The organism is Exiguobacterium sp. K1 (genome assembly GCF_033721435.1).
Taxonomy (GTDB): Bacteria; Bacillota; Bacilli; order Exiguobacteriales; family Exiguobacteriaceae; genus Exiguobacterium_A; species Exiguobacterium_A artemiae.
Window position 1 is genome coordinate 151,310 of sequence record NZ_JAOTIT010000004.1, and the last position, 11,075, is coordinate 162,384.

At 46.6% G+C, this 11,075-nt stretch carries 14 protein-coding genes; 4 read left to right on the forward strand and 10 right to left on the reverse strand.

What is annotated here, in order from left to right; translation table 11 throughout:
• Positions 1-82: 82 nt before the first annotated feature.
• Positions 83-1,738 (reverse strand): PTS transporter subunit IIBC, encoded by a 1,656-nt coding sequence (locus N7U64_RS10475; RefSeq protein WP_318929751.1) that lies wholly within the window; start codon positions 1,736-1,738, stop codon positions 83-85.
• A 253-nt stretch (positions 1,739-1,991) separates the two neighbouring features.
• On the opposite strand from N7U64_RS10475, the gene N7U64_RS10480 reads away from it, so the two are divergent.
• The gene (locus N7U64_RS10480; protein ID WP_318929752.1) at positions 1,992-2,276 is read left to right on the forward strand and encodes a helix-turn-helix transcriptional regulator; all 285 of its coding nucleotides are present in this window, start codon (positions 1,992-1,994) and stop codon (positions 2,274-2,276) included.
• Between the two features lie 48 nt (positions 2,277-2,324).
• Here the strand turns inward: N7U64_RS10480 and queF are convergent, their stop codons facing one another.
• The 9 genes from queF to N7U64_RS10525 all read right to left on the reverse strand — a co-directional run bounded on the left by queF (position 2,325) and on the right by N7U64_RS10525 (position 8,485).
• Positions 2,325-2,813 carry a preQ(1) synthase gene (gene queF, locus N7U64_RS10485; RefSeq protein ID WP_012371770.1) on the reverse strand — a complete coding sequence of 163 codons (489 nt, stop codon included), beginning with the start codon at positions 2,811-2,813 and terminating at the stop codon, positions 2,325-2,327.
• 11 nt (positions 2,814-2,824) lie between these two features.
• Complete coding sequence (gene queE, locus N7U64_RS10490; RefSeq protein ID WP_318929753.1) at positions 2,825-3,541, reverse strand: 7-carboxy-7-deazaguanine synthase QueE; 717 nt, start codon at positions 3,539-3,541, stop codon at positions 2,825-2,827.
• Complete coding sequence (gene queD, locus N7U64_RS10495; RefSeq protein ID WP_012371768.1) at positions 3,538-3,993, reverse strand: 6-carboxytetrahydropterin synthase QueD; 456 nt, start codon at positions 3,991-3,993, stop codon at positions 3,538-3,540. The genes queE and queD overlap by 4 nt, the downstream gene beginning before the upstream one ends.
• Positions 3,990-4,646 (reverse strand): 7-cyano-7-deazaguanine synthase QueC, encoded by a 657-nt coding sequence (gene queC / locus N7U64_RS10500; RefSeq protein WP_318929754.1) that lies wholly within the window; start codon positions 4,644-4,646, stop codon positions 3,990-3,992. Before queC ends, queD begins: the two co-directional genes overlap by 4 nt.
• Before the next feature lie 170 nt (positions 4,647-4,816).
• On the reverse strand, positions 4,817-5,473 hold the full coding sequence (gene bshB2 / locus N7U64_RS10505) for a bacillithiol biosynthesis deacetylase BshB2 (RefSeq protein WP_290828097.1): 657 nt from the start codon (positions 5,471-5,473) through the stop codon (positions 4,817-4,819).
• Positions 5,473-5,838, reverse strand: a complete 366-nt coding sequence (locus N7U64_RS10510) for a YojF family protein (protein WP_012371765.1) — start codon at positions 5,836-5,838, stop codon at positions 5,473-5,475. Before N7U64_RS10510 ends, bshB2 begins: the two co-directional genes overlap by 1 nt.
• Positions 5,839-5,899: 61 nt before the next feature.
• Positions 5,900-6,715, reverse strand: a complete 816-nt coding sequence (locus N7U64_RS10515) for a bifunctional hydroxymethylpyrimidine kinase/phosphomethylpyrimidine kinase (protein ID WP_012371764.1) — start codon at positions 6,713-6,715, stop codon at positions 5,900-5,902.
• Positions 6,716-6,846: 131 nt separating this feature from the next.
• The gene (locus tag N7U64_RS10520; protein WP_318929755.1) at positions 6,847-7,851 is read right to left on the reverse strand and encodes an inorganic phosphate transporter; all 1,005 of its coding nucleotides are present in this window, start codon (positions 7,849-7,851) and stop codon (positions 6,847-6,849) included.
• A gap of 16 nt (positions 7,852-7,867) precedes the next feature.
• Positions 7,868-8,485, reverse strand: coding sequence for a DUF47 domain-containing protein (locus N7U64_RS10525; RefSeq protein ID WP_012371762.1), 618 nt, complete (start codon positions 8,483-8,485; stop codon positions 7,868-7,870).
• A gap of 335 nt (positions 8,486-8,820) precedes the next feature.
• Here N7U64_RS10525 and cbpA point away from each other — a divergent pair, with 335 nt between their 5' ends.
• From cbpA to N7U64_RS10540, 3 genes are all read left to right on the forward strand, one after another.
• Positions 8,821-9,459 carry a cyclic di-AMP binding protein CbpA gene (gene cbpA, locus N7U64_RS10530; protein ID WP_012371761.1) on the forward strand — a complete coding sequence of 213 codons (639 nt, stop codon included), beginning with the start codon at positions 8,821-8,823 and terminating at the stop codon, positions 9,457-9,459.
• A gap of 57 nt (positions 9,460-9,516) precedes the next feature.
• A complete protein-coding gene (locus N7U64_RS10535) occupies positions 9,517-10,284 on the forward strand; it encodes a pyrroline-5-carboxylate reductase family protein (protein WP_318929756.1) in 768 nt (255 codons plus the stop codon).
• A gap of 190 nt (positions 10,285-10,474) precedes the next feature.
• Positions 10,475-11,032: a TetR/AcrR family transcriptional regulator gene (locus tag N7U64_RS10540; protein WP_318929757.1), complete on the forward strand. Its 558-nt coding sequence runs from the start codon at positions 10,475-10,477 to the stop codon at positions 11,030-11,032.
• Positions 11,033-11,075 lie beyond the last annotated feature (43 nt).

Sequence of the window (11,075 nt, forward strand, 5' to 3'; positions counted from 1 at the left end):
GTTGATCCTCCTGTTTTTCAATAAAGAAAGGTGAAACTCAACAAGAGCTTCACCTTTTCTTATTTACCCTAAATCATCTGGTTTATGCGCCGATTCGATCTTGGATATCTGATTTTAAGACATCTGCTTTAGGACCGTAAATGGCTTGCACGCCATTATTTTTTAGGATTAATCCGAGTGCACCGTTGGATTTCCAATCCGATTCTGGGGCAACGAGGCTTGGATCTTTGACCGTGACACGTAACCGTGTCATGCAGGCATCTACTTCCTCGATGTTCGATTGACCGCCGAGTAATCCAATAATCCGTGATGCCTGTGATTGATCGGTTGTTGAAGCCGCTTCATTCGAAGCTTGAGCATTGTCCGAAACGACGACATCATCCAAGTAGTTTCCGTTACGGCCTGGTGTCGCATAGTTGAACTTTTTAATGACGAAACGGAATGTAAAGAAGTTCAAGAAGAAGAAGAAGACACAGACACCGATGAAGCGGATTAAATCACCAATCAGTCCTGCTTTGGCAATCAGCGGAATCCGTGTCAGCAATTCAATGGCGCCGAACGCATGAATCCGAAGATGCATGACGTCAGCCAAAGCAAAGGCGACACCTGTTAAGACGGCATAGATGACGTAAAGTACAGGTGCGATGAACATGAACATGAATTCGATCGGCTCTGTGACTCCTGTTAAGAAGACGGCAAGACCAGCAGATAAGAAGACCGGTTTGTACGCTTTCTTTTTGTCTTCGTCAACCGACATGTACATGGCAACCGCGACACCGATTAAAGAAGCAAGAGAAGTGACAACTTGTCCTTCTTTGAAACGTGCCGGGACGACACTGTTGATTAAATCGTTGTATCCTTGGGTATTACCTGCTTGTTTTAAGTTGACGAGATCGGTAATCCAAGCGAGCCATAACGGGTCTTGACCTGCGACGGTCGAACCTTGGGCCGCACCTGTTAAAATCTTATAAGTTCCTCCGAGCTCCGTGTAGTTCATCGGAACCGTCAGCATGTGGTGAAGACCAAACGGTAAGAGCAGACGTTCCAGTGTTCCGTAGACAAACGGAGCAAGGATCGGTGCCGTATCGCGTGACGTCGCGATCCAGCGTCCGAAGTCATTGAGTAATCCTTGAACGAACGGCCAAACGAGTGATAAAACGAACGCGGCAACGACGGATCCACCGATGACGACGAATGGCACAAACCGTTTACCGTTGAAGAACGCAAGTGCATCAGGCAGCTTGCTGAAGTTATAAAATTTATTGAAGAGTACGGCTCCGAGGAAACCGGAAATAATTCCGACGAATACGCCCATGTTGAGTGCCGGAGCACCAAGGACAGAAGTGAAATAATCTTTCACGATTAAATCAGAACCAAGTAAAGATGTGACAGTTGCTTTTGGATCTGCCAGCATCGCCGAATTGACACCGAAGATGGCACCTGTAACGCGGTTGACCAAAATAAACGCAAGCAATGCGGCGAATGCGCCGCCGGCCCGTTCTTTTGCCCACGATCCACCGATCGCAACGGCGAACAAAACGTGCAGATTAGTAATGATGGCCCAACCTAAATCTTCGACGATTCTTGCAACCGTTTGCATAAATACGATGTCGCCACCGTACATCCCGATCAACTTCCCGATCGAGATCATGATTCCGGCAGCTGGCATGACTGCGATGACTACCATTAACGCTTTTCCTAGCTTTTGCCAGAAATCAAATGAAATCTTGTTTTTCATGTGGTTTCACTCCTCTATGTATCTGTTATCTGTGTAATTAGTGCAAAAAATGTAAGCGATTAATGCAACCGCTTGCACCTAAAATTGTAAGCGATAACTTTTTAAAAAGCTAGTTCTTTTTTATGATTTTTTTGAAATTATATTTCATATCATGAATATTACGAAAAGAAGAAGTGTTGAAAAAAGAAAATCGGGAATAAGTTAACAGGAATAAAAGCGGAGCGTCGTGTGCTTGGAAAAAGGAGACGAAATCATGAGTGAATCGATCAGTCCTCTGACGAACTATGGAGAACGAATTCGAACGTTACGGAACCGGCAAGGCATGGAGCTCGAACAGCTTGCCGAGCTGACGGAAACGACACCGGAAATGATGAATCGGATTGAACGAAGCCTGGCTCATCCGTCCTTTTCGATGATTGAACGGCTGGCAAAGGTTCTGGGTGTTCCGTACGAACATTTACTGCGTGACATTTGGCCGGCGCAAATGATTTTTCAACAAGAAGAAGATCAAAAAATCATTGATTTACCATCCAGTTAACAACGGAAAAATCCTCTTTCACCGACAGGTGGAAGAGGATTTTTGGTATTACCGGTTATCGATTGTTTCTGGATATAAATCATGATTGAAGAGACGGTGTTCGGCCATCTGTTCATATTTCGTTCCCGGTTTACCGTAATTGTAGTACGGATCGATCGAAATTCCGCCGCGTGGCGTGAATTTTCCCCATACTTCAAGGTAACGGGGTTCCATCAGTTTGACGAGATCTTTCCCGATGACATTGATACAGTTTTCATGGAAGTCACCGTGATTGCGGAAACTGAACAGGTAGAGTTTTAATGATTTGGATTCGACTAATTTTTCATCCGGGATATACGAGATATAGATCGTCGCAAAGTCCGGTTGATTCGTAATCGGGCAAAGACTTGTAAATTCAGGGGCATTGAATTTAACAAAGTAATCATTTTCCGGGTGACGGTTCGGGAAGGCTTCAAGCACTTCCGGCTGATATTCAAAAATATAAGGGACAGACTTTTGACCAAGTAAGGACAAATCGTTTAAATCTTCTGGACGCATAATTAATCTCCTTAAACGCCGCGGTCGTTTGCGAAAACGAGGGCATGTAGTTGTGGAAGGACACGTGCGTGATTAAATCGTTCGTCAGCTGCAACGCGTTCCCATAAAGTTTTTAAATCAGATAACATCCGCGGAGCAATCGTACCTTCTTCCGCAGGATCCGGATTACCGAGTGACAGGTACAGTGTTTTTAAGGCATACCGATCAGAGATGGCAGCGGCAAAATCAAGATCCGTCTCGTCAAAGATGACGATTTTAACAGCCCGTTGCTGCTCCGGCAACCGCTTGAAAAAGACATCGAGACGGTCATAGTCAACGGTCATTCCGCTTGACGGCGGTTTTGGACTGATCGTGACGTCTTCAATATCAAGAACCCAGTTCTGCCAGTAAGAACCTTGTGTTTCGACCGACATCGTGATGCCGCGGCTCTTCAGCGCATCGACCAGGGTTCCAATCGAGGCGTGCAACAACGGATTACCACCAGAAATCGTGACATGTCCGTATGAACCGAGGGCATCGAGTTGTACCAGGATTTCATCTGCTGTCAGTAAATCCGGCTTCTCCGATCCGTCCCAAGTAAATGCCGAGTCACACCAAGCGCAGGAATAATCGCAGCCGCCGGTCCGGACGAACATCGTTTTTTGACCGATGGAACGTCCTTCGCCTTGGAAAGTCGGACCGAAGATTTCAAGGACAGGAATCTTCGGTGTTTTCTTCAGTTGACTCATGACTCAAGCATCCATTCCCGGCGGACTTCAGCAAATGCCGTCGGTGTTTCATACAATTTGACGAATTCGACACGGAGACCCCGTTCGTCCGGCAGGTGTTTGCCGAGTGTTTCAAAAATCCAGGCCGACATGTTTTCAGCCGTTGTATTCATGTAAGGAAGAGACTCGTTCAAGTACCGGTGGTCAAGCAACGGTTCGAGATGCTCTTTGAAAATTTTCTTCAAATCACCAAAGTCGAGTGTCATGCCGCGATGATCCAGGAATCCGCTGATGCCGAGATCGACGTGATACGTATGCCCGTGCAGAGCACGGCATTTGCCGTCATAGTCATACAGGTGATGCGCTGCGTCAAACGTCAATTTTTTAACGATCATGACACGGGATTTTGTATAAATGAGCGAGTCGCCGGTCGGGCGCTCGACAGTTTCAGGTGCTTCATAATTGAATTTCATGTGTGTTGGACCTCCTCGATGTAGGCATCTAAGCCTTTTTTCCGTAATTCACAAGCCGGGCAATCGCCGCAGCCGTCTCCGATGATGCCGTTGTAGCACGTCAATGTCCGTTCGCGGATAAAATCAAATGCGCCGAGCGAATCAGCCAGTGCCCATGTCTCTTTTTTATCGAGCCACATAAGCGGAGTATGAATCACGAATGGATAGTCCATCGCGAGGTTAAGCGTCACATTCAGTGACTTGATGAAGGAATCACGGCAGTCGGGATAACCGGAAAAGTCCGTTTCGCATACGCCGGTGATGATGTGGCGGATACCGCGTCCTTTTGCAAGAACGGCTGCAAAGGACAGGAACAGATGATTTCGGCCGTCTACAAAGGTAGAAGGAAGCCCGTCTTCGTTTGTCGTGATTGATTGTGAGTGGTCAGTCAAAGAGTTGCTTGTCAATTGACTGAGGAGTGAGAGATCGAGTTCATGATGCTTCACACCGAGTTCAGATGCGATTTCGCGAGCGACATCGAGTTCTGCGGCATGACGTTGTCCGTAGTTGAAGGTAACGACTTCAACTTCTGAATAATCGGCGAGTGCCTGAAACAGACAGGTCGTCGAATCTTGACCGCCACTGAAGACGACAAGAGTACGTTCATTTTTCATTGGATACACTTCCATTCCTAGTTTTTGTGACGGAGGAGGTTACGAACTCCGGAGACACAGTCTCAACTATTCACACTAGCAGAAGGTGGCTGAAAAGTCGACTGACAATCAAGGATTTCACGAGACAAAAAAAACACCCTTGAACGACAGTACGCTCAAGGGTGAAAAAATCATAACGGATAATGATAATACCGCTCTTTGACGAGCAGATCACGGATATTCGAGTCTTCTGAGATGACTTTCATCAGGCCGCCGGTTTGGGAAGCATGTGCCTGAAGGGCAGCGATTTTTTGATCGGTATAAGCGCTGACATCATGAACAAACGTTCCTTCACCGAGTTCGTCACGCGTATTGTTAGCGAAAGCGACGGCTAAAAATTCAGGCCGCTCGTTTTCGTCAATCGCGCGAAGTGCCCGGACGACGGCACGGGCTGTTGCTTCGTGATCCGGATGGACGGCGTAACCGGGATAAAACGAAATCACACGTGTCGGTTGTGTTTTCGCAATCAATTCGCCGATCCGCTCAGCAAGCATCGCTTCGTCTTCGAATTCGACCGTCTTGTCGCGAAGTCCCCACATTTGTAAGTCGGAGATCTTCATCTTTTCCGAAGCGGCAATCAGTTCACGTTTGCGGATCGTCGCGAGCTCTTCACGATTCGTAAAGACAGGACGTCCCATATTGCGTCCCATTTCACCGAGTGTCAGGCAGGCATACGTGACAGGTCCGCGATTCTCTGCATGTTCAATAATCGTTCCAGCCGAGCTGAATGCTTCATCGTCCGGGTGAGGGAAGATGACGAGAAGATGATCTTGTTCGTTGTACGCCATTATTCTACCTCCTCTGCGCCTTGCGCGAATGGAGTCGGACTGAGTTCGAAGGCAATCGCAAGGCGTCCTTCAACGTCGTGTCCGGCAATCAACAGTTGATCACCTGCAAATTCATAATCAGTTAATCCTTCACCATACAACCAGCCGTGGGCCAGTTTCAGACCAATCCGGTAAGGACCGTTTCCGGTGATCAGTCCACGTTCATACGTAATCTCGGCATTACGGAAAAACATACCGGCACTGTGGAATGTCGGGTCCTGGTGTGTCGCATATGCCCCGTTCGTCGTTTCGACGTGTACGTAAAGTGGTGTATTGGCATGCTTATCGATATAGTCTTGTACAGCAGTTAAATCCAGTGCTTGCATGATAAATCCCCTTTCCTATACAGAAAGAAGTCCGCGAGCATTGCGCGGACTTCCTGAACGATCAAGACGTTACTGTTCGATGAGCAGCGTGGTCAGTCGGGCCGACATATTCATTCAACCGGAATGAATGACGAATCGCAGAAGTGATAAACGATTTCGCTGTACGGACCGCTTGTTCCACGGAAGCTCCTTTTGCAAGTTCAGCCGTGATGGCGGCAGAGTAGGTGCATCCTGCTCCGTGCGTATACGGTGTCTCAATACGTTCGTCCTCAATTAGGATAAACTCTTTTCCGTCATAAAGCACGTCAACTGCTTGCGGGTGGTCGATCTTGCTGCCGCCTTTGACAAGGACATATTGCGCACCTTTTTCATGAATCCGGGCAGCGGCGAGCTTCATTTCGTCGATTGTCGAAGGCGTTTTCCCGAGACCGGATAATTGACCTGCTTCAAAGACGTTAGGAGTCACGACCGTTGCGAGCGGTGTCAGGATATCGCGTAAAGCGTTAGCCGTATCCGGATTCAGCACTTCATCTTCGCCTTTACAGACCATGACCGGATCGATGACGACATTTTTAACACCGGATGATTTGATTTTTTCAGCGACCACTTCAATGATTTCGACAGTCGGGAGCATACCCGTCTTCATCGCATCTACACCAATTCCTCCAAGGACCGTATGGATTTGTGTCCGGACGAGTTCGGCATCGATTGGATAAACCGCATGGTGCCAAGAATGATCAGGATCTTGAGCAACGATGACCGTCAATGCGTTCATCCCGTAGACTTCAAGTTCTTGGAACGTTTTCAAATCAGCTTGAATACCAGCGCCGCCACTCGTGTCAGAGCCGGCAATCGTTAAAGCTTTACGTTTTGTCATGTGGAATTCCTCCTAAATAAAATAAGCATATCTTCTTGCCATCAATCATAGCGAATTCTAGTCCAAGCGACAACTGCAGGGGCTTAATCAAGACAGAAAATCCCCACCTAGCTGACTAGATGGGGAATGAATCATTTAATGAATAGGAAATCAAGAATGTAGTAGATGAGCGCCGCCACTGCCATTGAAATCGGCAATGTGATGACCCATGTAATCAACATACGTTGAGCTGTTCCCCATTTAACGCCTTTTTTCCGATGTGATGTACCTACACCGAGAATGGCAGAAGAGATGACGTGTGTCGTTGAAACCGGCAAGTGGATTGCTGTCGCACCAAAGATGATGGCAGCAGACGTCAAGTCAGCCGCAACCCCGTTAACGGGACGGATTTTCATGATTTGTCCACCAACCGTTTTGATGATCCGCCATCCACCAACGGACGTTCCGAGACCCATCGCAATCGCACAAGATAGTTTTACCCATGTCGCAACTTCATGATCGGTTTGGAAACCGGATGAAATGAGGGCAAGCGTGATGATACCCATCGCTTTTTGCGCATCATTCGTTCCGTGTGTGTACGATTGAAGCGCAGCTGTTGCGATTTGCATATGACGGAAACGACGATTCGTCTTCGCCAAATTCCCTTTTTTGAACACCACTTTGAAGATACCGTAAACGATAAATCCGAGTGTAAAGGCAAGAATCGGTGAAATGATCAGAGCCTGAACGATTTTTAAAAGTCCTTTTGCTTCAATTCCGCCGAAGCCGACAGACGCAATAGCAGCACCGGCGATTGAACCGATCAACGTGTGCGAAGAACTGGACGGAATACCGAAATACCACGTCAAGAGGTTCCAGGCAATCGCAGAAAGTAAAGCAGCAATGACGACATAACTTCCGTGTTCGAGTGTTGACGGATCAACGATATCGCCGGAAATTGTTTTAGCAACGCCAGTAAACGTGATTGCACCTAAAAAGTTCATCGTCGCAGCCAAGATAATGGCATGACGCGGTTTCAAAGCACGAGTCGACACCGAAGTCGCAATCGAGTTCGCTGTATCGTGGAAACCGTTAATGAAATCAAAGCCGAGTGCAAGAACGACGATTATGGCGGTGATGATAAAAAGACTATCCATCTCGTTAGCTCCTCACTTATGCGTTTTTCATGATGATCGTTTCAATGACGTTAGCTGCATCTTGGCAGTAATCGGCGATTGACTCGAGCGACTCATAAATTTCTTTGTATTGAATGATTTTGATTGGATCTGTTTCTGTTGCGAACAATGCTTTGATTGATTTACGACGCAGGTTGTCACAGATTGTTTCTTGTTCTTTTACTTTGATGACGTGTTCACGCATCGGTTGAAGTTTACGTGCTACTAACAAGTCCATTGATAAAGCGAGTTCGTTGACCGCAATGTGGATCTCATCCACGAAACGGATCATATGCTCGTCTGCTTGGACGATGTTGTAAATTTCAAAAATAGCAGAACATTCTTCAAAACCATCAAGGACATCGTCAAGTGAATTAGCAAGTGCTAATAAATCTTCACGGTCGATCGGTGTGATGAACGCGTTGTTCAAATCGATGATCAATTGGTGCATCAGATCGTCACCGGCTGTTTCAAAATCTTTTACTTTATGGGCGAATTCTTTGACATCGGCAATACCATTAATTTTAAAATCGACGAAAAATTGTGATGTTCGTTGCAGGTGTCCTGCAATCTCAGATAATTTAACCGCGAATGGATCTTGTTTTTTACTGAACATTTCTTCTGCCTCCATATTAAGAACAAGAATAGAATAGTGAAGTGACTTCACGAGTTCGATTGTATCAGACGCTATTGTAAAAGAATACAACTATGTCCCGTCTTTACGAAATCTTAATAAATCTTAATACTAAGGGGATTGCTGATTTAACAAAGAATTAAAAATTGCGACAATAACATGGATTCCTTTATTAATCTTGAGGAAACTTGTGTTTTCCGTTGCCCTTTGTAAGGGAATAGAAGAAAAGCAGGAAAAGTGAGAGCGAACAAGGAATTAAGTTAGGACGCCACGTAAATCAGTTAGAATTATGTAGAGGAAAGAGGAGGACGTTTTGTATGCTCGTTCAAAGTTTGTGTATTCCGAAACACCAGTGTGTCAAGATTTCAGAGACGGCTACCCTGCGAGAAGCGTTACAGACGCTGGAAGAGACAGGATACCGCTGTGTCCCGGTTCTTGATCAAACCGGTCAGTTGTTCAAAGGAAACATCTATAAAATGCATATTTACCGTCACGGAATGAACGGCGGAAGTTTAGACGACAACGTTATGACACTGATCAAAAACACGACGAAGTTCATTTACACAGGCAGTAACTTCTTTGAAGTCTTTTTCTCCATCAAAGAGTTACCTTACATTGCTGTCCTGAACGATGATGGACAATTTTTCGGGATTTTACCCCACGGAAAAATGCTTGGTATGCTCGAAGAAGCGTGGAACCGCGATTCAGGCAGTTATGTCCTGACAGTCGCCCTCAGCGAACAAAAAGGGGCGCTTGAAAAAATCGCGAAAATCATTAACAAATACTCAACGGTTGCGAGTCTGATGACATTGGATGCAAAAAGCAGTGTCATGCGCCGCGTCTTGATCACATTACCGACGGATTGTGATGAGAAGACGAAAAAGAAAATCGTCAAGAAGTTAAACGAAAAAGGACTCCGCGTCGTTGCTGTCGAGGACTTGGCAGTTCGTGTATAATGACTAGGAAATCCGAAGGACCAGCAATTGGTCCTTTTTTTGTTGGGAGGCAATCGAATGAATATTTTAATGGTAGGAGCAGGTTCGATGAGTGAGTCGTTAGTCAAAGGCTGGCTGGATTCCGGGATATCTCCTCAAACGATTACGATGACCAATCGGGCAGACCGGTCGCGTCTGTTTGCTCTGGCGGAGCAGTACGGTGTCCGGACGACGGCTGAGGAACAGGTGAATCAATTTGATGTCGTCGTTTTGGCCATGCAGCCGGACGGAGTGCTCGACTACATCAAACAGCAGACCTGGTCGGATCAACTGGTCGTGTCCGTCGCGGCGCACATTACACCGGCAGAAATCGAAGCACATATTTCATGTGGTGCTGTCTGCGCGATGCCGAATACGCCGGTCGCATTTCGGACAGGGATGACCGGACTTTGGTTTGGTGACCTTGTATCGGACGAGAAAAGACAACAGGCGACGGCATTGTTTGAACGTGTGGGTGAAACGGTCGAAACGGATGCAGTGACGATGCCGTATCTGATGGCAGCTGCAGGATGCAGTCCCGCATTCTTCTATGAAATCGTCGGTGCGATGACACCTGTGCTGACGAAAGCCGGTTTCGATGCGTCTTCTGCCCGGAGAATCATCGCCCAGGCGATGAAAGGATCAGCGGAACTGCTGTTGCATGAAGAACGTCCGACGGAAGAACTGATCAAGGATGTGGCAGCACCGGGTGGCCCGACGGATCGTGGAGTCCGTGTGTTGCGTGAACATGACTTGGCACAAGCGATGTATGAGGCTTTGATGGAGAGCGCTCGCGAAAAAAATTAAAAAATCATCCGAAACGCCCGCCGCTTCTTGATTAAAAGAGAAACGGCGGGCGCTTTTGAATAGAGTTGCTTCGAGTGAAATAAAGCGTTTCACGTGAAACATGGATTTAATCTTGCAAAGCGTAACAGAACTTCGTATATTTAAAAAAGAAACCGTCCAGACGGTACAGTAAAATGAAGGGAGAAAGGTTATGGTCAGTACAAAAGCGTTAGAAACACGACGTCGGATTACGGATGCGACCGTTCAAGTCATGCTGACCCAAGGATTTCCGCAACTGACACTTGAAGAAGTGGCGAAACAGGCGAATGTCTCGAAAGGCGGGCTGTTGTATCATTTTTCTTCAAAAGAAGAATTGTTGATGGGTGTGATCGAAGAACAGGAACGGCGTCAGTTCCAGCAGTATCAGACGTATCTCGGACAAGGGTTTGGTCCGATGGAAGCTTTCGTCATGCTACAGGCACAGCGGGATGAAGAGTTTTGTCTCGATATTGACACGGTATTGTTTTTATTGTCCCTGCTAAAGGAAAATGCCGCTTTCGTGGAAGAACGAAAAAAGCAGGTCCATCAATTTTTTGATCACTTGATGGAACAGGCAGATCCTGTCGAAGCGATGATGATCCGTTTTACACTGGACGGCTTGAAAATGTCGGAACATTTTCAGTTTGGTCAGCCCGCACCTGACGTACGGCAAGCCTTGATTGAACGTTTATTAAAACAAGCACGTAAGATTGATCAAGCAGCGAAGTAACAAGATGGAATTGAAAAAGAAGAGAGAGAAGGCGGATTTTTAC

Bases quoted from the DNA above. Each gene is read 5' to 3' on its own strand.
- N7U64_RS10475 (WP_318929751.1), bottom strand. From the start codon at position 1,738: ATGAAAAACAAGATTTCATTTGATTTCTGGCAAAAGCTAGGAAAAGCG.
- N7U64_RS10480 (WP_318929752.1), top strand. From the start codon at position 1,992: ATGAGTGAATCGATCAGTCCTCTGACGAACTATGGAGAACGAATTCGA.
- queF (WP_012371770.1), bottom strand. From the start codon at position 2,813: ATGCGTCCAGAAGATTTAAACGATTTGTCCTTACTTGGTCAAAAGTCT.
- queE (WP_318929753.1), bottom strand. From the start codon at position 3,541: ATGAGTCAACTGAAGAAAACACCGAAGATTCCTGTCCTTGAAATCTTC.
- queD (WP_012371768.1), bottom strand. From the start codon at position 3,993: ATGAAATTCAATTATGAAGCACCTGAAACTGTCGAGCGCCCGACCGGC.
- queC (WP_318929754.1), bottom strand. From the start codon at position 4,646: ATGAAAAATGAACGTACTCTTGTCGTCTTCAGTGGCGGTCAAGATTCG.
- bshB2 (WP_290828097.1), bottom strand. From the start codon at position 5,473: ATGGCGTACAACGAACAAGATCATCTTCTCGTCATCTTCCCTCACCCG.
- N7U64_RS10510 (WP_012371765.1), bottom strand. From the start codon at position 5,838: ATGCAAGCACTGGATTTAACTGCTGTACAAGACTATATCGATAAGCAT.
- N7U64_RS10515 (WP_012371764.1), bottom strand. From the start codon at position 6,715: ATGACAAAACGTAAAGCTTTAACGATTGCCGGCTCTGACACGAGTGGC.
- N7U64_RS10520 (WP_318929755.1), bottom strand. From the start codon at position 7,851: ATGGATAGTCTTTTTATCATCACCGCCATAATCGTCGTTCTTGCACTC.
- N7U64_RS10525 (WP_012371762.1), bottom strand. From the start codon at position 8,485: ATGTTCAGTAAAAAACAAGATCCATTCGCGGTTAAATTATCTGAGATT.
- cbpA (WP_012371761.1), top strand. From the start codon at position 8,821: ATGCTCGTTCAAAGTTTGTGTATTCCGAAACACCAGTGTGTCAAGATT.
- N7U64_RS10535 (WP_318929756.1), top strand. From the start codon at position 9,517: ATGAATATTTTAATGGTAGGAGCAGGTTCGATGAGTGAGTCGTTAGTC.
- N7U64_RS10540 (WP_318929757.1), top strand. From the start codon at position 10,475: ATGGTCAGTACAAAAGCGTTAGAAACACGACGTCGGATTACGGATGCG.